At 64.1% G+C, this 23540-nt stretch carries 22 protein-coding genes and 1 pseudogene; 9 read left to right on the top strand and 14 right to left on the bottom strand.

All coding sequences use genetic code 11. The features are described 5' to 3' along the window. The first annotated feature begins 475 nt into the window (after positions 1–475). From P7L68_RS03505 to P7L68_RS03490, 4 genes are all read left to right on the top strand, one after another. On the top strand, positions 476–745 hold the full coding sequence (locus P7L68_RS03505) for an antitoxin of toxin-antitoxin stability system (protein WP_371999956.1): 270 nt from the start codon (positions 476–478) through the stop codon (positions 743–745). A 141-nt stretch (positions 746–886) separates the two neighbouring features. After that, complete coding sequence (locus tag P7L68_RS03500; protein WP_371999954.1) at positions 887–1033, top strand: type II toxin-antitoxin system RelE/ParE family toxin; 147 nt, start codon at positions 887–889, stop codon at positions 1031–1033. A 1111-nt stretch (positions 1034–2144) separates the two neighbouring features. After that, positions 2145–2885 carry a class I SAM-dependent methyltransferase gene (locus P7L68_RS03495; RefSeq protein ID WP_371999771.1) on the top strand — a complete coding sequence of 247 codons (741 nt, stop codon included), beginning with the start codon at positions 2145–2147 and terminating at the stop codon, positions 2883–2885. A 135-nt stretch (positions 2886–3020) separates the two neighbouring features. Next, on the top strand, positions 3021–3935 hold the full coding sequence (locus tag P7L68_RS03490; protein WP_371999769.1) for a LysR substrate-binding domain-containing protein: 915 nt from the start codon (positions 3021–3023) through the stop codon (positions 3933–3935). Here the strand turns inward: P7L68_RS03490 and P7L68_RS03485 are convergent. The 5 genes from P7L68_RS03485 to P7L68_RS03465 form a co-directional block, all read right to left on the bottom strand. Then, positions 3862–4836 carry an NAD(P)H-dependent flavin oxidoreductase gene (locus P7L68_RS03485; protein WP_371999767.1) on the bottom strand — a complete coding sequence of 325 codons (975 nt, stop codon included), beginning with the start codon at positions 4834–4836 and terminating at the stop codon, positions 3862–3864. The two genes, P7L68_RS03490 and P7L68_RS03485, sit on opposite strands and share 74 nt — an antisense overlap. Positions 4837–4838: 2 nt before the next feature. Continuing rightward, positions 4839–5393 (bottom strand): cytochrome b, encoded by a 555-nt coding sequence (locus P7L68_RS03480; RefSeq protein WP_371999765.1) that lies wholly within the window; start codon positions 5391–5393, stop codon positions 4839–4841. Positions 5394–5525: 132 nt separating this feature from the next. Further along, positions 5526–6584 (bottom strand): ornithine cyclodeaminase, encoded by a 1059-nt coding sequence (locus tag P7L68_RS03475; protein ID WP_371999764.1) that lies wholly within the window; start codon positions 6582–6584, stop codon positions 5526–5528. Then, on the bottom strand, positions 6581–7546 hold the full coding sequence (gene rocF / locus P7L68_RS03470; RefSeq protein WP_371999763.1) for an arginase: 966 nt from the start codon (positions 7544–7546) through the stop codon (positions 6581–6583). Before rocF ends, P7L68_RS03475 begins: the two co-directional genes overlap by 4 nt. Positions 7547–7692: 146 nt before the next feature. Next, positions 7693–8508: a PDZ domain-containing protein gene (locus tag P7L68_RS03465; protein WP_371999761.1), complete on the bottom strand. Its 816-nt coding sequence runs from the start codon at positions 8506–8508 to the stop codon at positions 7693–7695. A 168-nt stretch (positions 8509–8676) separates the two neighbouring features. Here P7L68_RS03465 and P7L68_RS03460 point away from each other — a divergent pair, with 168 nt between their 5' ends. From P7L68_RS03460 to P7L68_RS03445, 4 genes are all read left to right on the top strand, one after another. Further along, positions 8677–9129 (top strand): Lrp/AsnC family transcriptional regulator, encoded by a 453-nt coding sequence (locus P7L68_RS03460; RefSeq protein ID WP_371999760.1) that lies wholly within the window; start codon positions 8677–8679, stop codon positions 9127–9129. 102 nt (positions 9130–9231) lie between these two features. Next, positions 9232–10737, top strand: a complete 1506-nt coding sequence (locus tag P7L68_RS03455; protein WP_371999759.1) for an amidohydrolase family protein — start codon at positions 9232–9234, stop codon at positions 10735–10737. Beyond that, entirely contained in the window at positions 10734–11720 is a 987-nt protein-coding gene (locus P7L68_RS03450) for a GTP-binding protein (protein WP_371999758.1), read from the top strand. Before P7L68_RS03455 ends, P7L68_RS03450 begins: the two co-directional genes overlap by 4 nt. A gap of 20 nt (positions 11721–11740) precedes the next feature. After that, positions 11741–12565 (top strand): IclR family transcriptional regulator, encoded by an 825-nt coding sequence (locus tag P7L68_RS03445; RefSeq protein WP_371999757.1) that lies wholly within the window; start codon positions 11741–11743, stop codon positions 12563–12565. A 148-nt stretch (positions 12566–12713) separates the two neighbouring features. Here P7L68_RS03445 and P7L68_RS03440 read toward each other — a convergent pair whose 3' ends face one another. From P7L68_RS03440 to P7L68_RS03425, 4 genes are all read right to left on the bottom strand, one after another. Further along, positions 12714–14828 carry a DEAD/DEAH box helicase gene (locus P7L68_RS03440; protein WP_371999756.1) on the bottom strand — a complete coding sequence of 705 codons (2115 nt, stop codon included), beginning with the start codon at positions 14826–14828 and terminating at the stop codon, positions 12714–12716. Then, positions 14828–15769 carry a DUF1837 domain-containing protein gene (locus tag P7L68_RS03435; RefSeq protein WP_371999754.1) on the bottom strand — a complete coding sequence of 314 codons (942 nt, stop codon included), beginning with the start codon at positions 15767–15769 and terminating at the stop codon, positions 14828–14830. The genes P7L68_RS03440 and P7L68_RS03435 overlap by 1 nt, the downstream gene beginning before the upstream one ends. A gap of 151 nt (positions 15770–15920) precedes the next feature. Beyond that, entirely contained in the window at positions 15921–16259 is a 339-nt protein-coding gene (locus P7L68_RS03430) for a type II toxin-antitoxin system PemK/MazF family toxin (protein ID WP_371999752.1), read from the bottom strand. Further along, entirely contained in the window at positions 16247–16498 is a 252-nt protein-coding gene (locus tag P7L68_RS03425) for an AbrB/MazE/SpoVT family DNA-binding domain-containing protein (RefSeq protein WP_371999751.1), read from the bottom strand. Before P7L68_RS03425 ends, P7L68_RS03430 begins: the two co-directional genes overlap by 13 nt. Positions 16499–16760: 262 nt before the next feature. On the opposite strand from P7L68_RS03425, the pseudogene P7L68_RS03420 reads away from it, so the two are divergent. Next, positions 16761–16885, top strand: a pseudogene (locus tag P7L68_RS03420) (transposase); the annotation flags it as partial. Positions 16886–16911: 26 nt separating this feature from the next. Here the strand turns inward: P7L68_RS03420 and P7L68_RS03415 are convergent. The 5 genes from P7L68_RS03415 to P7L68_RS03395 all read right to left on the bottom strand — a co-directional run bounded on the left by P7L68_RS03415 (position 16912) and on the right by P7L68_RS03395 (position 23353). Then, positions 16912–18135 carry an NAD(P)/FAD-dependent oxidoreductase gene (locus tag P7L68_RS03415; protein WP_371999749.1) on the bottom strand — a complete coding sequence of 408 codons (1224 nt, stop codon included), beginning with the start codon at positions 18133–18135 and terminating at the stop codon, positions 16912–16914. A 61-nt stretch (positions 18136–18196) separates the two neighbouring features. Continuing rightward, positions 18197–19876, bottom strand: coding sequence for an ABC transporter ATP-binding protein (locus P7L68_RS03410; protein ID WP_371999747.1), 1680 nt, complete (start codon positions 19874–19876; stop codon positions 18197–18199). A gap of 4 nt (positions 19877–19880) precedes the next feature. Next, positions 19881–20717, bottom strand: a complete 837-nt coding sequence (locus P7L68_RS03405; RefSeq protein ID WP_371999952.1) for an ABC transporter permease — start codon at positions 20715–20717, stop codon at positions 19881–19883. 8 nt (positions 20718–20725) lie between these two features. Continuing rightward, positions 20726–21667, bottom strand: a complete 942-nt coding sequence (locus P7L68_RS03400) for an ABC transporter permease (protein ID WP_371999746.1) — start codon at positions 21665–21667, stop codon at positions 20726–20728. A 69-nt stretch (positions 21668–21736) separates the two neighbouring features. Beyond that, the gene (locus tag P7L68_RS03395) at positions 21737–23353 is read right to left on the bottom strand and encodes an ABC transporter substrate-binding protein (RefSeq protein ID WP_371999745.1); all 1617 of its coding nucleotides are present in this window, start codon (positions 23351–23353) and stop codon (positions 21737–21739) included. Positions 23354–23540: the final 187 nt, after the last annotated feature.

Here is a 23540-nt window from a genome sequence, read left to right as displayed (position 1 = left end):
GTAATGTTCAACATGGAGAAGGTCTCATAAAACATTCAAAAAATATCGAAAATATCTTGAATAAAATTAGCATTTATCTGACTGTTTCAATTTTATCTGGATTGATCTATGCGTACTTATCCTTGAGAGACATATTAGGCACCGCATTTTATATGTATGCACATGCAATTTGGAACCTACATAAGTGGGAAGACTTTTGGGCCGTCAGGGCTTTTCACGTCGATACTGATCATTCTGATGTTCTCGCATAGCATAATGCTCAAAAATGCGCGCAAAGAGATAGATTTACATTTGATTAAGCGAGTATTATGAAGGTTGACGATGGCAAGCGTATCCCTTTAGAGATCGCGTTGTCGGCCTCTAATCTTCCACAGTCGCGCGATGGAACTGAGCCGACGGCCGTAACGCATGGGTATATACTGGATGTAGTCCTTGATACCGGAGGCTCATCATGTCCTCAAAAGTCGTCTTTACGATGAAGCTGGAGCCGGAATTGCGCGACAGGTTCATGGCCGAAACGGCGGCAGATGACCGCCCCGCAGCCCAGGTCATGCGCGAACTGATGCGCGACTATATCGACCGCCACCAGAAAGCACGGGACTATGACGACTTCCTCCGCCGCAAGGTTGAGATTGGCCGCAGACAATGGGACGCTGGCCTGCACGTCTCCAATGAAGAAGCTGAGGCCGAGGCGGCTGCACGCCGTGCAGAACTGCTTCGTCGCATAGGTGAGGCCGACGCCTGAAGGTCCGTTGGACTGTCGCGGCAACACGGTACCGGGCCGATATCATCGAAGACCTGGCAGCCGACAACCCGCATGCGGCACTTCGGATAGAAGACCTTTCCAACGAAGGTCAGAAGGTTAAGTACCTTTCCCCATCTTGGCCTGCCGCGGAAAATACCAGGCACCCGCGAACTGTTCCCCCACGTCAGCTATCGCATCGTCTACGAGGTGGATGGCGCCACCAATGCGGTCCGGGTGATCGCCTTGCTGCACACCTCCCAAAAGTGGCCGCCAGAGCCGGAAGATTGAGTGGCCAGCCCCTCCGCCCCCCCGATCAGGACTTTCCTTCCCCTGCCCGCCCGGCCATCATCGCCCGGTCTCAACAGCCTGAGCCCGGAGGCCCCATGGCCGATCCGATTGCCCTGTCACCGGCCGAGTTGACCCGGCGCGGTGCGGCGTTCAGCCGGGCCTGGCGGATGAAGGAGGCCTATGCCGATCTGACGGCGGCGCTGCGGCTGGCGCCCGATGATCCCGAGCTGCGCTATCAGATCGGCCGGCACCATATGCGCAACGGCCATGTCGAGATGGCGTTGATCGTCTTTCACGATCTGCGGCGCCGCGCGCCCGGCTACAGGGATGTGGCGGCGCGGTTCGAAACCTGTCTCGGCCGGCTGCGTTTCCCGCCGCCCTTCGACATCAGCGCCGATCTGATCGCGGTGCTGGAAACAGGGCAGATCGATGATCTCCAGGCGGCCCGGATCATCACCCAGGTGCTGACCAGCCGACACGGGATCGCCGCCGATATGGGGCTGGATGACGCGCGGATTGCGACCATTACGAGTAATCGGCTATTCCGCCTGTATCTGCGGACGTGCCGCAACATCGACCCGGCGATCGAGGCGGTGATGCTCCGCCTGCGCCGCCTGGCCGCGGGGCTTGAGCGCGGTCCCGCCCTGCCGCCGGGGCTGCTGGCGGATCTTGCCATCGGTTTCGCCAATGACGATTACGTTGTCGACTGGCCGACCGACGAGGCGGCGGTGGCAGACCGGCTGCGGACCGCTCTGACGGGGGCGGAGGCCGTGGTACCGGGGGCAGCCCCCGGCCTGGTGATGACCCTCGCCCTTTATGAGGCACCACCCGTCGCAGCGGTTGCGCAGATCCGATCCGCCGCTGCGGATGACGAGGGTATCGCCGCCTTCATCGCCCGGTTCCATGACGAGCCCCTGGCGCTGGCGGCCGAGCCGGTGGAGATGCTCGGACGCGCGGAAACGGCAACCACGGATGCCGTGTCGGCGCGTGTCCGCAGCCAGTATGAAACCGCCCCCTATCCGCGCTGGCGCGGCGTGGTGAAGAATATCACGGATTTCCCCGACACCCTGGCCCGCGCCCTGCCTGCGCAGCCCGATGTTCTGATCGCCGGTTGCGGCACCGGCCGTCATCCCGCAACCCGGCCAGCGCGACCACCTGCCGGTCTCTGCTCGCCATCGATCTCAGCCACAACAGTCTTGCCTATGCCGCGGTCAAGATGCGCGAGCTTGGCCTGGCCGACCGGATCCGCTTTGCCCGCGCCGACATCCTCGACCTGCCGGCGCTGCTGCCGCCGGCCAGTTTCGACCTGATCGAGGCGGTGGGCGTGCTGCACCACATGGCCGATCCATTCCGCGGCTGGCAGGTGCTGCGCGATCTGCTCCGCCCCGGCGGCTGGATGCGGATCGGGCTCTACAGCCGCACGGCGCGCCGCACCGTCACCCGGGCACGCGCCTGGCTGGCCGAGCAGAACCGGGGCAAAACCCCGGCCGAGATCCGCCGTTTCCGGCAGGAGCTGGTCGCCGGCCGGCTGGATCCGGCGCTGGAACCGCTGAAGGCTTTCGGCGACATCCACAATCTCTACCATCTGCGCGACCTGCTGTTTCACGAACAGGAACTGACTTTCACGCCGGCGATGATCCGCGACCACCTCGACCGCCTCGGCCTGACATTTGCCGGGTTCAGCACCGGCCGGCCCGAAATCCTCCACACCTATCGCCATCGCTTCCCCGAAGACCCCACCGCCACCGATCTCAACCGCTGGGCCGCCTTCGAAGCCGATCATCCGGATGCGTTTCTCGGGATGTATCAGTTCTGGTGTTATGACCCGCAAGGAGGCGCCGTCCGGATTTAAGACGGCTGTCGCAATCCATGCATGTTCCAGGATGAGGAACGAGTGGTCGGGCTCTGCCCGGCTATACGCCCCCGCCCCGATGCCGTAGACTGATGCATCAACCCCTGATGCATCAGTCATGGTGATCGGAACCCCATGGACCTGCGCCAGCTGACCATCTTCTGTGCCGTGGTCGATCACGGCAGTTTCACCGCGGCGGCAGAGGCCGTGCACACCGTGCAGTCCAACGTGACCATGCGGGTGAAGGAGCTGGAGGCCGAGCTGGGGCAGGCGCTGTTCATCCGGCGGAAGAGCGGCGTGGTGACGACGGCGGCAGGGGAGGTCTTTCTCGGCTATGCACGGCGCATCCTGCGCTTGACCGAAGAGAGCCGGGCCGCCCTGCAGGATGGCGGCAGGCCTGCCGGCCCCTTGCGGCTGGGGGCGATGGAGACCACCGCCGCCATCCGCCTGCCCCGGCTGCTCGGCACATATCGCGCGCGCCATCCCGAGGTGCGGATGTCGCTCACCACCGGCACCACGGCCGAGCTGATCCGGGCGGTGGAAAGCTGCCAGCTGGACGGCGCCTTCATCGGCGGCCGGCATCAGCACCCGGCCCTGGTTCAGGAGGCGCTGTTCGACGAAGAGCTGGCGCTGATCAGCACCAGCGATATCACATCGCGTGACGCCCTGCTCGACACCCTCCCCGATCAGACGGTGTTCGTCTTCCGGGCCGGCTGCTTCTACCGCTCCACGCTGGAAAGCTGGTGCCATCAGGCCGGGCTGGTGCCGGGGCAGGTCATGGAAATGGGCACGCTGGACGGTATCCTGTCCTGCGTCGCCTCGGGCATGGGCATCACCCTGCTGCCGGCATCCGTGGCCCGCCAATCCAGCCTGGCCGATGCGCTGCACTGCCATGAACTGCCGGCGGAGATCGCCGCCGTCACCACCGTCTTCATCCGCCGTCAGGACGCGCCGGTCGGCTCTGCGCTGAAAGCCTTCATCGCGCTGGCGCGGGCAACGTTCCAGGTACCCTCTCTTCCGCCGCCGCCGCAGCCGGCAGACCCTGAATGAGTTCCGCCATGCGGTCCGCGGCGGGGACGACATCGTGGATGCGGCCGACCCCCTGCCCGGCATAGAGCGACAGCTTGCGCGCCAGGGCCGGCCGGTCGATGGCCCGCGCGCCGCCGCCCACGAAACGCAACAGGTTCCGGCGGTCGCGATTGGGGATCACGCGATGCGGCGTGCCGTATCGCCAGCCGAAGGAATATCCGGTGCGATATTCGGTGTCGTCGGTGGTGGCTTCGACGATCTTCCGCTTGTAGAGCGGGTGCGCCTCGGATTCCGCGCTCGCCACGAAGGCCGTGCCCACCAGCACCCCCGCGGCGCCCAGCGCCATGGCGGCCCTCACATCCTCGCGTGTGGTGATGCCCCCCGCCGCCAGCACCGGCCGCCCCTCGGCAGCGGCGATGATCGCCGGCAGCAGCGCCATCAGGCCGATGGTGCCGCGATTGAGATGCCCGCCGGCCTCCGCCCCCTGGGCGGCGATGATGTCGGCGCCATGGGCGATCGCCTTGCGGGCCAGCGCCACCGTGCCCGCCTGCACCATAACCACCAGCCCCGCCGCCCTGGCCCGCGGGATCATGTCGGCGCCGTAATTCTCGGCATAGAACAGCGACAGCAGCCGCGGCCGTTCCTCCAGAACCACCCGGAACTGTGCCTCGAAGACCTCGGGCCCACCGAATTGCGGCACCAGATTGACGCCGAAGGGCCGGTCGGTCAGGGATCTGGTCTCGCGGATCCATCCCCTCAGCGCCTGGGGCGGCAGGCGCAGCCCGCCGAGCACGCCCATGCCCCCGGCATTCGCCACCGCGGCCACCAGCCGGGGCCCCGAAATCGCCGCCATGCCCGCCAGAAACACCGGATGGCGGACACCGCAGAGCCGTGCGACGGCATGGTCACGCGCCTCGCCCATTCTCACAACTCCACATGCCTGCCGAGCATCCGCTGCACGGCCGGGGTTTTCAGCACGACGTGATGTTTCCAGGCACCGAACAGGTGCAGGGCCAGCCCGGCCAGAAACGCCGTCCCGCCGATCACGAACAGCGTGTCGACCAGGGCTTTCAGCCCCGGGGCGGGATCGATCAGCCGCGGCAGGGCGTGGCCGCCCGGCAGAACGACCGCCGCGCCACCCGCCGCCCTGGACAGCCAGACCGCCGCCGGCAGCAGAACCATGGCCAGGGCCAGCGCCGCCGCGACCGACCGGCCGACGATCACCTCCACCGGATTGGGCCTGCCCACCGGCAGCGGATGAAACGAGGTGATCCGCGCATAAAACCGGTAGATCGAGACCAGAAACAGCACCAGGCCCAGCAGGTTCTGCACCTCCGCCAGCCCGGTATGCACCGCGGCACCCGGCGCCGCGGCCATCGCGATCTCCAGCCCCAGCATCGCCACCAGCAGCGCCGCCACCATCCAGTGCAGCACGATGGTGACCGGCGAAAAGCCGAGCCCGTTATCCCGCCATTGCATGTGTTCCTCCCGCCATCATGCCTGCCCGATATATCCGGGAGGTTAGGCGGGGCCGGTAATCATGTAAAATGATCTGAAATGATCATAACCATCTTCACAGGTGATGTATGGGAGGGAGGGGATGGCCGCGCCTCACCCCTGCCCCGCCCGCATCACCATCCCATACAGATCCCGCGGATCATCCGGATCCGCCAGCAGATCCAGATCCTGGGCGAAAGGCGTCTCGGCCACGCGGTCGCGGATATAGCGCAGCGCCGAGAAATCCTCGATCGCGAAGCCGACGCTGTCGAAGAGGGTGACGGCATCGGCTGTGCTGCGGCCGGGGGCGTCGCCGGTCAGGACCTGCCAGAACTCCGTGACCGGATGGTCGGGGGCCAGCTGCTGGATTTCGCCCTCGATGCGGGTCTGCGGGGCGTATTCGACGAAGATGTCGGACCGCGTCAGGATCCCGGCCGCAAGCTCGGTCTTGCCCGGACAGTCGCCGCCCACCGCGTTCAGATGCACGCCCGCCCCCACCATATTGTCGGACAGGATGGTGGCGCGGCGCTTGTCGGCGGTGACGGTGGTGATGATCTCCGCCCCCTCCACCGCCGCCTCGGCCGACCGGCAGGCGGTGATGGAGAAACCGGCAGCCTCCAGATTGCGGCGGCATTTGGCGGTCGCCGCCGGGTCGGTATCCCAGAGCCGCAGCCGGTCGATGCCGAGCAGGGCGCGGAAGGCCAGCGCCTGGAATTCCGACTGGGCGCCGTTGCCGATGATCGCCATGGTCGTGGCACCTTCAGGCGCCAGATGCCGGGCGGCCAGCGCCGACATGGCGGCGGTGCGCAGCGCCGTCAGAATGGTCATTTCGGTCAGCAGCACGGGATAGCCGGTCGCAACATCCGCCAGCATACCGAAGGCGGTGACGGTCTGGCGACCGGTGGCGGTATTCTTCGGGTGGCCGTTGACGTATTTGAAGCCATAGGCGCGGCGGTCGGCCGCGGGCATCAGCTCGATCACGCCATCGGGGCTGTGAGCGGCGATGCGCGGGGTCTTGTCGAATTCCGGCCAGCGGCGGAAATCATCGGCGATATAGCCGGCCAGATCGGCCAACACCCGTTCCACCCCCAGATGCAGCACCAGCTTCATCATGTGGTCGACCGAGACGAAGGGCACGAGATTGAGCGTGGCGGGGGTGTGCAAAGCGGTCATGACCGGTCACTCCGTGTCGGATAGTCCATGACCCGGCGGCCCAGCAGGCTGGCCAGAAGGTCGACCATCAGCAGCGCGGTGCGGCCGCGCTCGTCCAGAAAGGGGTTCAGTTCAACCAGATCGACGCTGTCGACCAGCCCCGCCTCGTGCAGCATCTCCATCACCAGATGCGCCTCGCGGAAACTGGCGCCGCCGGGCACGGTGGTGCCCACGCCGGGCGCGATGGCAGGGTCCAGGAAGTCCACATCCAGGCTGAGATGCAGCCGCCCGCCGGCCGCCTGGACCCGGTCCAGAAACGGGCGAAGCAGGGCGACCATGCCGTGTTCGTCGATGCGGCGCATGTCGTGCACGGTGATGCCCGAGGCGGCGAGCGGCCCGCGCTCGGCCGCATCCACGCTGCGGATGCCGATCATGCAGATATGGGCCGGATCGACCAGCGCCGCGGGCGCGGGGAAATGTCCGGCAAAACCCGGCCGGCCGGTGGCATAGGCCATCGGCACGCCGTGCAGATGGCCGCTGACGGTGGTCTCCAGCGTGTGAAAATCGGGATGGGCATCCAGCCAGAGCACGAAGAAGGGCCGCCCTTCGGCCGCGGCCCGCCGGGCCAGCCCGGTCAGCGTACCCGCCGCCAGCGCATGGTCGCCGCCCAGAAACACCGGCAGATCGTCGGGCCCGGCACTGGCGGCAAAGGCGGCATCGGCAATGGCCGCCGTCCAGCCGGCGATGCGGGCCAGGTGTTTCAGCGCCGGATTGTCATGGGGTGCGGACGACGGAGTGCGACGGGGCGCCAGATCGCCCTCATCGGTGACGCGATGACCCAGCGCCTCCAGCGCCTCGACGATGCCCGCGGTGCGAAAGGCGGCCGGCCCCATGGCGCAGCCGCGCCGCCCGGCCCCCTCTTCCAGCGGCACGCCGATCAGCCGGCAATGGCGCGGCCGCTCCCCCTGGTCGTGGTCCGTCATCGGGCGGCTCCCTTCCTGTCCCGTGATCGCCTGACAGGAATCGAAGCATGGCCGCGCGGCGGAGTGGAGACGGCAGATCGGCGGAAAGCGCTGCCGGATTTACCGGAGTGGCAGCACTTTCCGCCGAAATGGCAGGTCTTTGCGGATCAGGCCGCCCCGAAGGCCCAGGACATGTAGCCGACCACCCGCCGCCGGTCGGGTTCGGGGAAGGCGGCGAGCGCCGACATCACCGCCGCACCGACCACGCCACCCAGGATGCAGAGCCCGGCGCGGCTTTCGCAGAAACCCGCAGAGGCCGCCTCGGTCTGCGGCGGCTCCATGGCCCGCACGCGGATGACCGGCTGGCTGCGATGCGTCACGGCCGGTGCGGTGGCGGCGGTGGCGGCGGTGGTGGCGGTGGCGGGAGCGGGGGCCGAGACGACAGGTGCCGGCGCCGCCACGGCGGCCAGCGCCGTGCCCGCTGCCCGGCCATTGGCCAGAGCATCGATCGATGCGGTGCGCACCGGCACGGATTTGGCGGTCAGCGCATCATCCCGGTCCAGGAAATAGACCGTGACATTCTCCCCCGGCCGATGCGCCGCAATTGCGGTGAACACGTCGTGGGTGCGCTGCAATTCGGTATCGTCGATGCGGAACAGATAATCCCCGGCCGCCAGCGTGCCCGCCAGCGGCGAGCCGGCATCGACCCCGGCGACGCGGACGAAGATCCGGCCGTCCTTGCGATAGGGCACCGCTTCCAGCGTAATGCCCAGCCGGGCGCCCTGATCGGCAGCCAGCTGGCCGGCCGACCAGTCATGCGCGAAGGGTGCCTTCCCCTCGCCAAACCGGCCCTCGCCAAACCGGCCTTCGCCAAAACCGCCTCTACCGGAACCGCCGATATCTTGGGAAGCTTCCGCGGCGAGCGCGGGTCCGGACATCCACGACAGGCTAAAGATCAACGACGCGACAAGCGCCTTCTTCATCTGTCCTCCCCGGCCGATGTTTCGGCCTGTCTCTTATATTTATGAGAGTGATGGTAAAGGAGGGTAGTCCTAAGTCAACGCACAAAAGCACCGACTCCCGAATGCTGCAGAGCAATATTTGTCTCGGATTGGTTGAAAATCCGATCCGGATCGACCCCAGGAGCCCCGATGTCCCTGCCAGAACTCGACCCGCTGGACCAGCGCCTGATCACCCTGCTGCGCCATGACGGCCGGCGCAGCATTTCCGACCTCGCCATCGATCTGGCGGTCTCGCGCGCCACCGTGCGGGCGCGGATGGAGCGGCTGGAAAAGGCCGGGGTGATCCTGGGCTACACCGTCATCCTGCGCGCCGATGCGGTGGAAGATCCCGTCCGCGGCATCATGCTGATCGAGGTGGAAGGCCATGCCGCCGACCGGGTGATCAAGGCGTTGAGCGGCATGCCCGCGGTCCAGGAAATCCACACCACCAACGGCCGCTGGGACCTGATCACCACCCTCTCGGCCACCAGCCTGCCCGATCTGGACCAGGTGCTGCGCCGCATCCGCCTGATCCCCGGCATCACCGCCAGCGAAACCAACCTGCTGCTGGCGACGCCGCGGACGACGCGGGCAAGATTGTGAGGCGCGGTGGGCAGGCCCGCTCTGGACAGACCGGGGCACCCTCTGTCATGGTGGACTCAATGGCATTGTAAAGGGCATTGCCTCTTATAAGGGACACGGGATATGGCCGACGCCGCAGTGTTCGATCTGGTCATTCGTGGGGGGCGGGTGGTCGACCCGGAAACCGGGCATGATGCCGTGGCCGATGTCGGGATCACGGGCGACCGGATCGCGGCGGTGGGGCCGGCGCTCGCGGCCGGGCGGCGCGAGATCGATGCGGCGGGGCTGGTGGTGGCGCCGGGGTTCATCGATCTGCATGCCCATGGCCAGTCGATCCCGGCCGACCGGATGCAGGCCTTCGACGGCGTCACCACGGCGCTGGAGCTGGAGGTGGGTGCCCTGCCGGTGGGGGCCTGGTATGACCGGCAGCAGGCGGCCGGCCGGGTGCTGAATTACGGCGCGGCGGCCGCCTGGCTGTTTGCGCGCAAGGCGGCGATGATCGGGCTGGATCTGACCGGCGGCCTGCCGCCGATCGCGATGATGGGCGCAGGCGCCGATGACATGCGCTGGTCGGTCGATGCCGCCACCCCCGCCCAGACCGAGACCATCGTCGACCTCACCCGCCGGGGGCTGGACGAGGGCGCGCTCGGCATCGGCATTCCCCATGGCTATGCCTCGGGCGCCGGGCTGAAGGAGATGAGCCGGATCTGCGCGCTCGCCGCCGCCTATGACCGGCCGACCTATACCCATATCGCCTATATGTCGAATATCGACCCCAGAAGCTCGGTGCAGGCCTATGTCCAGCTGATCGGCCTGGCGGGTGCGACCGGCGCGCATATGCATATCTGCCATCTGAACAGCACCAGCCTGCGCGACATCGAAGAGGCGGCCGGGCTGATCCGCACCGCCCAGACCCAGGGCCTGCCGGTCACCACCGAAGCCTATCCCTATGGCACCGGCTCCACCGTGCTCAGCGCCGGCTTCTTCATGGAGAGCGATTTCGCCGAGCGCACCGGCACCGGCTATGGCGCGATCGAGGTGGTGAGCACCGGCCGGCGTTTCGCCGACCGCGACGAACTGGCCGCGGCCCGTGCCGAGGCGCCCGAATCCCTGGTGCTCTGGCATTTTCTCGACACCGACGACCCGCACGACACGAAGCTGCTCGATATCTCGGTCACCTTCCCCGGCGGCGCCATCGCCTCCGACGCCGTGCCGTGGAGCAACCCCGACGGCTCGCTCTATGACGGCGAGGACTGGCCGCTGCCGGCGGACAAATCCTCGCATCCCCGCTCGTCCGGCACCTTCACCCGCTTCCTGGCCCAATGGGTGCGGGAGCGCGAGGTGGTGCCGCTGGTCGAAGCCATGGCCAAATGCTCGCTGATCCCGGCGCAGATCGTGGAAAGCTGCAGCAGCGCCTTCCGCCGCAAGGGCCGGCTGCAAGCCGGCTGCGATGCCGATATCGTGGTCTTCGATCTGGCCCGGGTGCAGGACCGCGCAACCTTCGAAGCCATGCATCTGCCGGCCGAGGGCATGGTCCATGTTCTGGTCAATGGCGAGGCGGTGATCAGCGGCGGCGACCTGGTCCGCGACGCCCGCCCCGGCCGGCCGATCCGGAGCGATCCGCGATGACCACCCCGCCTGCAACCGTCCCCGTCCTGGTCGTCCCCATCCTGGTCGTCACCGGCTGGCTGGGGGCGGGCAAGACCACGCTGATCAACAGCCTGCTGGCCGATGCCGGCGGTCGGCGCATCGCCGCGATCGTGAATGATTTCGGCGCCATCAACATCGACGAAGAGCTGATCCGCGCCCGCACCGATACCGTCGTCGGCCTGGCCGATGGCTGCGTGTGCTGCACCTTGCAGGGCGATTTGTTGCGCACCCTGAAACTGCTGCTCGCCCGCGATCCTGCACCGGATCACATCGTCGTCGAGGCGAGCGGCGTGGCCGACCCCGCCGGCATCATCCAGGCGCTGTCAGACCCGGTGCTGTGGAAGAGCACGCGGCTGGATGCCGTGCTCTGCGTGGTGGATGCCGAGGATCTGGCGGCGAACCCGGCCCGGCGCCGCGATCCGCTCTGGCAGGCGCAGCTGGCGGCGGCGAGTTTCGTGGTCCTCACCAAGGCCGGCGGGCTGGACGGGGCGGCGGCGGCGGATCTGGCCCGCAGCCTGTCGCCCGGGGCCAAGCCGCCGGTGATCGACACGGCGCGCGAACCCCTGCCTGTGGCGCTGCTGCTGGATGGCGGCCCCGATCTCCCCGCCCTGCCCGGCCGACGCTTCAGCGCCACCGCCGCCGGTGAAGGCCAGGGAGAGGGGGGCCATGCGGGCAGCCGCTTCACCACCACCACCTGGCAGGGTGCCGGCCCCGTCAGCCTGGTGGCGCTTCAGGCGCTGATCGGCGCGCTGGCGCCGGTGCTGGTCCGCGCCAAGGGGATCTTCCGCTTCACGGAAAAGCCCGGCCAGACCTGGCTTCTCCAGATGGTCGGACAAAGGGTGACGCTGGCACCGCTTTCGGGAGATTATCCGGAAGGCTGCCGCCTGGTCCTGATTGCAGAGGCCGGCCGGCTTGACGGCGCGGCCATCGCCGCGCAGCTTGCGCCACAGACACCTCTTTAACCGGAAGAAGAACCGCATTCATGCAGCGTGCGAAGGGCACCGACCGCATTCTCGACATTCTGGAACATCTTGAGACGGAGACGAAACCCGTCAGCCGCAATGCGCTGGCCAAGGCGCTGAACTGCCCGCGCTCGACGATCTATTCCCTGGTCGACCAGCTGGTCGCCCGCGACTGGCTGACCCAGGACGACAGCGGCACCATCAGCCTTGGCCATCGGGTGGGGCTGCTGGGCCTCGCCTATTCACGCAATGCGCGGTTCGAGCCGGTGGCCCGCGAGGTGGTGCAGCGGGTGGCGAGCGAGGCCGGCGTGGTCACCGAAATCAACATCGCCGACAGCTGGCAGCAGCTGGTGCTGATTTCGGCCACCGGCCGCAGCCGCAATTATCTGCGCACGGTGGAAGGCTCGCGCTATCCCCTGCCGATCACCGGCTCGGCGCGGCTGCAACTGGCCGACATCCCGCGCGAGGTGATCCGCCGCAACATCCCGGACGAAGACTTCCGCCTGGGCTCGGGCGAGATCCTGCCCTTCGAGACCTTCTGCGCCGAAATCGACCAGGCCCGCCGCGACGGCCATTTCATCGCCCGCGGGCTGATCGACCGCTATGTCGGCACGGCCGGGGTGCCGATCCTGAACCGCCACGGCCACTGCGTCGCCACCCTCAGCATCATCCTGCCCCAGGCCGACCTGGACGCCCGCCAGAACGACCTGCTCGACATCCTGCGCCGCGGCGCCGACGAATTGTCGGGCTACCTCCGCGCCGCCGTCTGGCCGATGGGCGACCGGGCTTATGGGCATCTGTTTCATGATCGGGTGGGGGTTGGGGGGGTTGAGAGGGGGGCTTGAGCTGGGGAGGAGGCAGATGGGGCGCGCAATCCGCCGGGTTTCGTGATTTTGACGCTTTCGCCGTCGATGAAGGCAGCCGAGGACCGGCTTCACATCCGACCTGTTCGTCCGGGTGTAAGCGTTAGTGCACCCGCGAAAAACCTAGTGGTTAGACTACCTTTTTCGTTGGCTCCGGATCATCAAGCGTAATTCCATCAAAAAAGAAACAAACTACGTAGCGGTCAAAGCGGTCAAGTGACCTAATCGCTAATATTTTATCCTTTCCGAGAGATTTAAAGCGCTCAATTGCCCTCAATAAGTCCATGCCAGGATCTTGAAAGTTAATCAAACCGGATGTATGAATTTTTTTGGAAATCATGCGTGGTAGGCCATACTCCTCAAGATGGTAAACTGCACTAGGTAAAAATGCACTGCTCATTCTGCCTATAAAGGCAGAAATATCGACCGACGGACTGACAATCATCTTATGAAGTTCGTTTGTATCGCTCAGAAGGGCCGCCAGCTTGAATGTCATGGTTCGTTCGAGCTTAAAAAAATCGTCGATATCGATGCCATCGCCTTTAAGGGTTGATATTATTTGAGGTAAATCGCGATCCCAATTGCGGGCCATTGCCTTAGTTGCCTTCACAATTTTTCCAAATTGTGTGTCCCAATTCCCGGGCTTAAGCCGTAGAACCTTGTAAAGCATCTGGTCCCAATGTTCGGGGTTTTCGGAATTGAGATAACCGAATCCTCGCCAATCGTCGGGATCATTTCTCATATCCATTGCTAGCCGGAGCAAGAAATCCGCATCACTATCTTGCAGGATGTTTTCATGCTTTATGCGCACAAAATTTTCCTCGCCAATGATCGCGGACATTTGTGTGCGATATTCAATTATTCGCTCCACTTGTCGCTCTGTGAGTTGATCCGAATCCCGCATCTCATCAAGGGTTCCAAGTATTTCTTCTGGAAAATCGATATCAAGTTGAATCTCCTCAGATTTCGGTGGAGCATCAAGAAGGTATATATTTCCGACGAAATACTTAAACATTCGACCACCTCGTCCAATAATGTTCTTGTATGTGAAATCCTTGATATTTGTATTTCCTAGTTTGCTTTTCCAGATAACGACATTCTGTGCGGACGTATTAACTCCTTCTATTATTGAAGAAGTAGATACAATACTATCAAATCCATCATCATACTCAAAAAGACGTATTTGTAGCTGGCTGAGGCAACGATGCATACTGCCGTTATGAACCCCAATCGCACGGTCAACTAAGTCGGCCAGACTCCAGTCCGACTGATAGTTCTGCCTAAGCCACTTGGCAAAAGCGCTTGTATATGTACGCTCAACAGGCTGAATTTCTGATATGACGAGTTTCGATATTTTTTTTATTTCGGAATATGACCCAGCATATATCAATGATTTTTGTGTTCGCGGAGAAATCAAATCAATTAACTTTTCTCCTTTTTTGGCTTCATCTGTTCCAAATTCTTTATATAGTTCCCTAATATCGAGATATACTGTATTAAAATCAAGCAGTTCGATGAATTCCATATCGCGAGTAAAGGCGTTCTCGCTCAATTTTTTGATGTTTGGTGCAAGGTAATACCTCTGCTTCGCCTTCTTCGAGAGCTTCAAGATTGCTTTGATGAGGGCGGGCGCACGATCACGGTCATGTTTTCGGCTGGCCTTGTAAAACTCATCGACCACTAACAAGTCTATACTATCAAGCGCCTTCAGATAACCAAAGGCACGTTCTTGGGGAAATATAAGTATATTTTTCGCTCCAAGTTTCGTATCTGGTGCTGTGATGATTTTATATTCTTCGGAGAATTTTTTAAATAAACGACGGCGCGTTTCGTCCATTAGGGCGATAGTAGGAACTATAATCACTACATTGCTCGGCCTTTTGGCTGCGATAAATGCATCAATGATGAAACTCTTGCCGAAGCTAGTCGGAGCGCTTATCGCTATGTTCTTACCATCAAAAAGCTTGGCGAGAACACTCGACTGTTCACGGTGGAGTGTTGCTACGCGCCGACCAACATCAACTTCAAATGCATGATGAACATATTTCTGATCCCATGAAGCGTTCTCCAGCTGCAGGTAGGGGAATAACCCCGTTGCGCGGATCATATGATTGACCACTTGCGGATAAGGGATTTTTGACTGATCAAGGTCTGCCAGTAGGCGGATCAGGAGATTTCTGGCGGAGATCTCGTTCTTAAGCGTCAGAAGCCTGTTGATTTCGTAGCAGGTGTCAAAAATATCCATTAGCTCTGCTCCTTATAGAAGGCGACAGCTTGGACAAAAGCGTTGACGATTTTCTTCTTGCTAGGGACTGGAAACAGGATGATATGAAAATTTATATCATCATATTTGTGGACCGAACCCGATTTTTCAATTTGCTTAAGAAAGTAAGCGTCCGCGCGGTCTTTATGAAATTTGATAATGTCCGCCTTGTAGGCGTCGCTTAGCTCTCTTGCACCCGCGGTAATCGAACATTCGTGCAATAATAGAATTGGAATATGAATTTTCCCCTTCAAATTATCGATGGACTCTCTATTGTCCAAAGCAGCTTTTATATTGACGAGAAGGTTTGGCGCGATAGGTCGGCCGTCGAGATCACATATATTATCGAGATCAGATACACTGGTTATAATAGCATTTTCTTTTTTTAACTTGTTCGTCGAAAGCGAATTCATGACCGAGGTGACGACGGAATCCAAGCGAGCATTCTCAATGGAATTGTAGAATTTTGCCTCTCCAAACCACAGCGTGAAATCGTCTCCATCAATGACGATATGAACACTGTCCGCCCCCTTGGCGTTATCCTGAACATTCTGCTTATAAAAAATTTTCGGGACAACGGGCAGTGCGCCGAAACGATGACGCATCAGTCCATACAAAAAGACTTCGGCAATTTCACTGCCTTGCCCAATCTCATCATTGTCTGTAAGCCTCAGATTCTGAGCCGCTGCGACCAGACTACTATGACTTTGATTAATAAGAGAAGATCGCTCTTTCTCAGATAGGGCCGTCTGAGCGATATTATCCCACAAGTAGCTCTGAAATTTTGGATAACGCCATTTCGCATCTTCAAAATCATTTATCAGGCTAATTACATGATTATTAATTATTCCTGTAAGCTGTGCCAGCGATGTTACTGAAGAAAGAGATTCATCTATCAAAATCTCAAATTTCAGTTCAGACATAAAACTGATGCCCCTAGCGAGACTGTCTCATCACATGATGGTACAGTTTGGGAGGATACATGGCTAGGGTCAAAACCCAACCAGTCACATGATGATCTCATCATCAAGAGGTTGGGGTTTGACCCTAGGCCTGTCCCACACCGAACATCTGCTACTCGTAAGCAAACATCTGCTGGAGCAGCTCCGCGACCTCGCGGCAACGTGGCTCCGGCAGGCGTCCGAGCTGCTTTGCAAGGCGCGCCTTGTCCACCGTCCGTATCTGGTCGAGCACGACCTGTCCCTTCTTCCGTTGGAAGGTGACATCGACGCGGGTCGGGTAGTCACGTCGCACGGAGGTCATCGGCGCGATGATGACCGTGCGGATGTGGCGGTTCATCTCGTCCGGTGAGATGACCAGGCACGGCCGGGTCTTTTGGATCTCCGAGCCAACCGTCGGGTCGAGGTTCACCAGATACACATCATAGCGTCGGACATCGGCTACCACTCCCATTCCTCCTCGTCCCAGTCATGCTCCATCGTGTCGGGGACAAGCGGCAGGTCGTCCTTGGCTGCGGCCATCCTCGCGAACGCGCCGTCCCAGCCATCGCGTGTGCCTCGCGCCGGCGCCAGCACGACGACGCCGTGCTCGACGCGCATCTCGATCTCGTCGCCGAAGCCGCATTCCTTGATGACCGAGCTGGGAATCCGCACGCCCTTGGAATTGCCGATCGGGATCAGGTTCACTTTCATCGCCAAATCCTCCTATGTAATTACAACGTAATTACTTCAGAAGATACTGTCAATGGGGCGCCCTGTCCGGCGACGACAGGGGCGGCGCGTCACCAGTCCGGAACGGGAGGGCGTTTCGGCGATCGTGCCAGACGATGGCGAAGCCGATGCGCTTCCCCACCGGCCGTGATCACGGTGGCGAGGCAGCGCCGGTCATCCCCACTGGCTGCGCGTTACCGCTCCGTTGCGTCATAGAGGCCGGGAACGGTTTGCCGCCCTGAGCGTCGAGCGCCGGAACGGCGAGATCAAGCACCTACCGAGGTCGTCGGCATCTTTCCGGGCGGGGCTGCCATCACAAGGCTCTTCGGCGCCAATCTCCTGGAGCAGAATGATGAATGGGCCACCCAGGGGCGATCTTCAGGAGCCCCTACCCCTCACCCCCCCAACCCCAACTCCCCCGGCACCCTTTCATTCCCCGCCAGCTCCCCCGCCAGCATCCGCCCGGTGGTCGGGCCCAGGGTGAAGCCCTGGTGGCCGTGGCCGAAATTCAGCCACAGGCCCTTGTGGCGCGGGGCACGGCCCACAACCGGAAGCATGCCGGGCATGCAGGGGCGGTTGCCGAACCAGGCCTCGGATTCGACCGGGGTGCCCAGGTCGAACAGCTCGCCGGCGGCCATGCGGGCGCGGTCGATCTGGTGGCGGGTGGCGCCGGCGGTCAGGTCGGTGAGTTCCGCGCCGGTCAGCACCCGCAGCCCCTTGCGCATCGGCGCCACCACGATGCCGCGATCGGCATCGATCAGCGGCAGGTCGGGGCCGCGGCCGCCGGTGAAATGGCGGTGATAGCCGCGCTTGAAGAACATCGGCACGCGATAGCCCAGCGGCCGGAGCAGGTCCGCACTCCACGGCCCCAGCGCCACCACCACATGTTCGGCCTCGATCGGCCCGTCCGGGCCGTCGATCCGCCAGGTGCTGCCGGTCTGGCGGAGGGTGGTGGCATCGGCGATGACGGTGGCACCGCCGCGCGCGCTGAACAGCCGGGCATAGGCGGCGACCAGCGCACCCGGATCGGCGCAGCTCCAGGCATCGGTCCAGTGCACCGCGCCGGCAAGGTCGATGCGGAGCGTGGGCTCGGCCTGCGCGAGGTCCCGGCCGGTTTCGATCCGCGCCACCACGCCGAAATCCTGCCGCAGCCTTTCGGCCTCGTGCACCGCCCGATCGAAGCTCCGGGGTCTGCGATAGACGTCGCGAAACCCGTCGCGGCGGATCAGATCTCCGGCGCCGGCCGCCTCGATCAGCGGCGCGTGATCCTCTCCGGCCTGCCGGATCATTGCGCTGTAGACCGCGGCGATGCGGCGATGGCTGGCGGGGGCCGATGCCAGGAAATAGCGCAGCACCGGCCAGGCCCAGCGATGCAGCGATCCCGCCCGCCAGCGGACCTTGTCGTTGAAGCCCAGCGCCGCCGACAGGATCTCCCCCGTCTGGCGGGGGAAGGGATAGGGCTCCACCGCCTCCATCTGGATGATGCCGGCATTGCCGTAGCTGGTCTCCTCGCCCGCCGGGCGGCGATCGGCCAGCGTCACCGCCACCCCCAGCCGCTGGAGCGCAAGCGCCGTGCCGACACCGACCATGCCGGCGCCCAGAACGATGCAATCCTTCATGAAAATCAGATCCCCGATGACAGAAGACAATGAGAGGGAAGGTTACGGACCCGGTTGGAGGTTATGCACCCGGCCGGAGGGGCGCAATTTCGCGGCAGGCGGCGAAATCCCAGCCGCGGCCGGGGGCGGCGTCGATCAGCGCATGGGTATAGGCATGGCGCGGGGCGACCAGCACCCGGCCGGCCGGGCCCTGTTCCACCACCCGGCCCTGCTGCATCACGATCACCTCGTCGCAGATCTGGGCCGCCACCCGCAGATCATGGGTGATGAACAGGATGGCGATGCCCAGCTCGTCCTGCAGCCGTTCCAGCAGTTTCAGCACCTGGTCCTGCACCGAGACGTCGAGCGCCGACACGGCCTCGTCGGCCACGATCACCTCGGGCTCCATGGCGACCGCCCGGGCGATGGCGATGCGCTGGCGCTGCCCGCCCGAGAACTGATGGGGATAGCGGTCCAGCGCGTCGGCCGTCAACCCCACGGTCTGAAGCAGGCTCCGCGCCCGGGCCAGCGCCTCGTCCCGCGGCCGGCCGAAATTCATCGGCCCCTCGATCAGGCTGTCGGCGATCCGCCGCCTGGGGTTGAGCGAGCGGTACGGGTCCTGAAACACGATCTGGATCTTCTGGCGCCGCCGACGCATCGCCCCGGGGTTCAGACGGGTGATGTCGGTGCCGGCCAGGCTGATCCGGCCCTGGCTGGGGTCGATCAGCCGCATCACGCAGCGCGCCACCGTCGACTTGCCGGAGCCGCTTTCGCCCACGATACCGATGGTCCGGCCGGGCCTCAGGGCGAAGCTCACATCCTCGGCCGCCCGTTTCGCCGAGACGGGTTTCAGAAAGCCGCCGCTCCGATAGGTCTTGCCCAGCCCCGCCACGTCGAGCACCGGCGGGCGGGGTTGCGGATCCCGGGCCGCACGCGGCCGCAGGCTCGGCACCGCCGCCAGCAGCGCCCTGGTATAGTCGTGCCCGGGCGCGCGGAACAACCGGTCGGCGGGGGCCGTCTCGACCAGCCGGCCCTGGCGCATCACATGCACCGTGTCGGCGATTTCGGAAACCACGCCCATATCATGGGTGATGAACAGCACCGCCGTGCCGTGGGCGCGCTGCATCCCGGCGATCAGCGACAGGATCTGCTTCTGGGTGGTGACATCCAGCGCCGTGGTCGGCTCGTCGGCGATCAGCAGGGCCGGTTCCAGGATCAGCGCCATGGCGATCATCACCCGCTGGCGCTGGCCGCCCGACAGCTGGTGCGGATAGGCACGAAAGATCCGCGCGATATCGGGCAGATGCACCTGTTCCATCGCTTCCAGCACCCGGGCGCGCCGGTCGGGTCCCTTCAGTCTGGCATGGGTATCCAGCACCTCGGCGATCTGGTCGCCGACCCGCATCACCGGGTTGAGGGCGGTCATCGGCTCCTGAAAGATCATCGCCATCCGGTCGCCGCGCAGGCCGCGCAGCTGGCGGGGGCTGCGGGTCAGAAGATCGGTGCCTTCAAGCGTGATCCGGCCGGATCGCACCTTCAGCACACCGGGCGGCAGCAGCCCCATGATCGCAAGCGAGGTCAAGGACTTGCCCGATCCGCTCTCGCCCACCAGGCAGGCGGTCTCGCCCTGCCTGATCTTCAGGCTGACGTCGTCGAGCACCGGCCGGGGGCCGGCGGCGGTCTGAAGGTCGATGCACAGCCGGTCGATGGCGAGCACCTCGTCGGCCCCGTCGAAGCAGGCGGTCTTGAATCGGCTCGTCATCGGCTCAGCCCTCCCGCCGGCGCATGCGCGGATCCAGCATGTCGCGCGCCGTATCACCCAGAATGTTGATCGCCAGCACACACAGGGACAGCAGCAGCCCCGGCCAGAAGATCAGCGACGGCTTCAGCAGGAAATAGCTGCGGCCCTCGGCCATGATGTTGCCCCAGCTGGGCGTTTCGGTGCCGATGCCCAGGCCCAGGAAGGACAGGATCGATTCGATCAGAATCGCCGAGGCGCAGATATAGGTGCCCTGCACGATCAGCGGCGCCAGCGTGTTCGGCATCAGATGCCGCCACAGGATCACCGGCATGCGCGTGCCCAGGGTCGTCGCCGCCTCGACATAGGGTTCCTCGCGCGCCGACAGCACGACCGAGCGCACCAGCCGCACCACCCGCGGGATCTCAGAGAAGGTGATCGCCAGGATCACCGACAGGACGCTGGCGCCGTGGACCGCGACCAGCGCCACCGCCAGCAGCACCGGCGGGATCGCCATGAAGGCGTCCATCACCCGCATGATCACCGCATCGGCGGTGCGGAAGAAGCCCGCAACCAGGCCGATGACCAGGCCGGCCATGATGCTGACCGCCGCGGTGCCGATGCCGATCAGCAGCGACACCCGGCCGCCATAAAGCACACGCGACAGGAGGTCGCGGCCCAGCGCATCGGTGCCGAGCGGGAAATCGCCCCCCGGCGGTTTCAGCCGGTTCAGCGGCGACAGCGCCAGCGGATCATGCGGCGCCAGCAGCGGCGCCAGAAGCGTGGCGAGCACGATCGCCGCCAGCACCAGCACGGCCAGGCCGGGGACGATCAGTGCCGGCATCTGACGGATCGAACGAAACATCTGTGCCATCAATAGCGGATCCGCGGGTCGAAGAGCGTATAGGCAAGGTCGATCAGCAGGTTGACCAGCACATACAGGCCGCTGGTCAGCAGGATCATGCCCTGGATGACCGGGTAGTCGCGGGCCATCACCGCATCGATGGTCAGCCGGCCGATGCCCGGGATGTTGAACACGCTTTCCACCACCACCACGCCCGAGAGCAGCATGGCGAAGCCGGTGCCGACCACGGTGAGCACCGGCACCGCGGCATTGCGCAGGCCGTGGCGCAGCAGAACCCGGGTTTCGCCTACGCCCTTGGCGCGGGCGGTGCGGATGAAATCCTCCCCCAGCACGTTCAGCAGGCTGGCGCGGGTCATGCGCGCGGTCAGCGCGACATAGGCGGCGGTCAGCGTCAGCGCGGGCAGGATGGCGTGGCGCAGGAATTCGCCGAAACCGGCCGAGGGCGCGCGATAGCCCTGCACCGGCAACCAGCGCAGATCGGCGGCGAAGATCTTGATCAGCACATAGCCGACCACGAAGGCCGGCACCGAAAACCCGGCGACCGAGATGATCATCACCACCCGGTCGCCGATGCGGCCATGGCGCCAGGCGGCGAAGGTGCCGAGCGGCACGGCGATCGCCACCGACAGAATGATGGTCAGCACCGCGATGTTCAGCGTGGGCCAGATCCGGTCGGCGATCAGCGCATTGACCGGGGCCCCCGACAGAAGCGAGGTGCCCAGATTGCCCTGCAGCAGCTGCCCCACCCAGTGGATGAACTGCATGTAGATCGGCTCGTTCAGGCCCATGGTCTGGCGCAGCTTTTCGATCTGTTCAGGGGTGGCGGCATCGCCGGCGATGATCGCGGCCGGGTCGCCGGGCGTCAGGCGCAGGATCAGGAAGACGATCAGCGCCACGATCGCCATCACCGGAATGACCGCGAGGATGCGTTTGACGATATAGCCTGGCATGGGCTTGGGCTCCGGGCGCGGCAGGTGCCCGGCCCGCCGCAGGGCGGCAGGGCCGGGCCGGCGGATGGATCAGTCGGCGAGCTTCAGGTTCCAGAACACCGGAACCGCGGTCGGCAGCATGTCGGTCAGCCGGTTGCTGCGCGCCTGCACGAAGGGATAATTGCCGAGCGGCACGAAGATCACCTGGTCCAGCACATGTTCCTGGATCCGGTGCGCCACCGCCTTCTGCGCCTCCGGCCCGTCGGCCTTGAGGTAAGCGGCGCGCAGGGCTTCGAGTTCGGGATCGTTCGCCCAGCCGAACCAGCCGGTATCGCCGGTCGAGGGCAGGATGGGGTTGATCAGCGGCGTGCTGGATTCGATGCCGCTGATGAAGCTGGTGAAGATGTTCCAGCCGCCCTCGGCCGGCGGCTTCTGGCTGGCGCGGCGCGACACCAGGGTCTGCCAGTCCATCGCCTGAAGGTCGACCTTGAACCCGGCCTGGCGCAGGGCGGCGGCGATCACCACCGGCGCGGTGCCGACGGTGCCCAGATCGGTTGCCTGCATGATCACCACCGGCGTGCCGTCATAGCCGGCCTCGGCCAGCATCTGTCGCGCCCGGGCCGGATCGCCGCCCGCCTTCAGGCTTTCAGACCCCGCTTCGCTGCCGAGCGGCATTCCACAACCAAAGATTGCGCCACACAGCTTATAGTAGTCGGGGTTGCCGATCAGCGTGGCCATGACCTGTTCCTGGCCAAGCGCCGCCATCGCCGCCCGACGCAGGCGGACATCGTTGAAGGGCGGATGCTTGAAATTCATCCGCGCGAAGACCTGATAGCCCAGCGGATCGCGGGTCTCCACCGTCACATCGGGGCTCGACTTCAGGATGTCGATCAGATCGATCTGGACGTTCTCGATCAGGTCGACCTCGCCGCCCATCAGTGCGCTGATCGCGGTCTGGTTGTCGGGCATCGTCACCCATTCGACGCGGTCGACATTGACGACCTTGGCCCCGGCGAGCCCCGAGGCCGGCTCGCTGCGCGGCTTGTAGCCGTCGAAACGGGTATAGGCGACCTTCACCCCCGGCTGGAAATCCGCGGCCGAGAACACGAAGGGGCCGGAGCCGACATAATCGGTGATCGTCTGATCGGCGGGCGTCGCCGCCACCCGCGCCGGCATGATGAAGGCCGGCACCGAGGACGGCTTGGCCAGAACCTCCAGCAGCAGCGGGAAGGGCGCGGTCAGGGTCCAGACGACCTTGTCGTCCCCCTCGGCCGCGATGCCGGCCGTGGCGGCCATCAGAAAGGCGGCGGCGCCGTCGCGCGCGCCCCAGCGCTTCAGCGAGGCCACGACATCGGCGGCCGTCACCGGCGCGCCGTCGTGGAAGCGCAACCCGTCGCGGAGCGTGAAGGTATAGACCAGTTTGTCGTCCGAGATGCTCCAATCCGCCATCTGCGGGCGAACCACGCCCTCGCCATCACCCGCGACCAGCACGTCATAGACCATATAGCCGTGATCGCGGGTGATATGCGCGGTGCTGACGATGGGGTCGAGCATGCGCAGCCCCGAATGCATCACCGCCGTCAGGGTTTCGGCCTGCGCCGGCCCCGCCATGGCCGCCAGCACGACGGCGGCGGCGGCAAGATTGCGCCCTGCCCCCTTCCCCGTCGCCCCTCTGTCGACCCTGCGGAAACGCCTGTTGAACCGCATGTCCAATGCCTCCTCTGTGCACCGCCGCATCGGGCGGCCATGCAGCACCCACGACCGGAGCGCCGACGAGCCTGCTCCCCAGCCTCGCCATCCCGCCTCTTCAGGCCCGCATGTCTTTTGTAATGGACTTATGTTCCCCGTAATGATCAGCTTATTTTATTGAGGACTGATGTCAACGCCAATTCGG

It is taken from the genome of Tistrella mobilis (genome assembly GCF_041468085.1).
Classification (GTDB): Bacteria; Pseudomonadota; Alphaproteobacteria; order Tistrellales; family Tistrellaceae; genus Tistrella; species Tistrella mobilis_A.
Note: the sequence above shows the minus strand (reverse complement) of the source record. Positions and strands in the feature narration are given on the sequence as shown.

Coding starts and splice junctions, on each gene's coding strand:
- P7L68_RS03505 (WP_371999956.1), top strand. CDS start 476: ATGAAGCTGGAGCCGGAATTGCGCGACAGGTTCATGGCCGAAACGGCG.
- P7L68_RS03490 (WP_371999769.1), top strand. CDS start 3,021: ATGGACCTGCGCCAGCTGACCATCTTCTGTGCCGTGGTCGATCACGGC.
- P7L68_RS03485 (WP_371999767.1), bottom strand. CDS start 4,836: ATGGGCGAGGCGCGTGACCATGCCGTCGCACGGCTCTGCGGTGTCCGC.
- P7L68_RS03480 (WP_371999765.1), bottom strand. CDS start 5,393: ATGCAATGGCGGGATAACGGGCTCGGCTTTTCGCCGGTCACCATCGTG.
- P7L68_RS03475 (WP_371999764.1), bottom strand. CDS start 6,584: ATGACCGCTTTGCACACCCCCGCCACGCTCAATCTCGTGCCCTTCGTC.
- rocF (WP_371999763.1), bottom strand. CDS start 7,546: ATGACGGACCACGACCAGGGGGAGCGGCCGCGCCATTGCCGGCTGATC.
- P7L68_RS03465 (WP_371999761.1), bottom strand. CDS start 8,508: ATGAAGAAGGCGCTTGTCGCGTCGTTGATCTTTAGCCTGTCGTGGATG.
- P7L68_RS03460 (WP_371999760.1), top strand. CDS start 8,677: ATGTCCCTGCCAGAACTCGACCCGCTGGACCAGCGCCTGATCACCCTG.
- P7L68_RS03455 (WP_371999759.1), top strand. CDS start 9,232: ATGGCCGACGCCGCAGTGTTCGATCTGGTCATTCGTGGGGGGCGGGTG.
- P7L68_RS03450 (WP_371999758.1), top strand. CDS start 10,734: ATGACCACCCCGCCTGCAACCGTCCCCGTCCTGGTCGTCCCCATCCTG.
- P7L68_RS03445 (WP_371999757.1), top strand. CDS start 11,741: ATGCAGCGTGCGAAGGGCACCGACCGCATTCTCGACATTCTGGAACAT.
- P7L68_RS03440 (WP_371999756.1), bottom strand. CDS start 14,828: ATGGATATTTTTGACACCTGCTACGAAATCAACAGGCTTCTGACGCTT.
- P7L68_RS03435 (WP_371999754.1), bottom strand. CDS start 15,769: ATGTCTGAACTGAAATTTGAGATTTTGATAGATGAATCTCTTTCTTCA.
- P7L68_RS03430 (WP_371999752.1), bottom strand. CDS start 16,259: ATGGGAGTGGTAGCCGATGTCCGACGCTATGATGTGTATCTGGTGAAC.
- P7L68_RS03425 (WP_371999751.1), bottom strand. CDS start 16,498: ATGAAAGTGAACCTGATCCCGATCGGCAATTCCAAGGGCGTGCGGATT.
- P7L68_RS03415 (WP_371999749.1), bottom strand. CDS start 18,135: ATGAAGGATTGCATCGTTCTGGGCGCCGGCATGGTCGGTGTCGGCACG.
- P7L68_RS03410 (WP_371999747.1), bottom strand. CDS start 19,876: ATGACGAGCCGATTCAAGACCGCCTGCTTCGACGGGGCCGACGAGGTG.
- P7L68_RS03405 (WP_371999952.1), bottom strand. CDS start 20,717: ATGTTTCGTTCGATCCGTCAGATGCCGGCACTGATCGTCCCCGGCCTG.
- P7L68_RS03400 (WP_371999746.1), bottom strand. CDS start 21,667: ATGCCAGGCTATATCGTCAAACGCATCCTCGCGGTCATTCCGGTGATG.
- P7L68_RS03395 (WP_371999745.1), bottom strand. CDS start 23,353: ATGCGGTTCAACAGGCGTTTCCGCAGGGTCGACAGAGGGGCGACGGGG.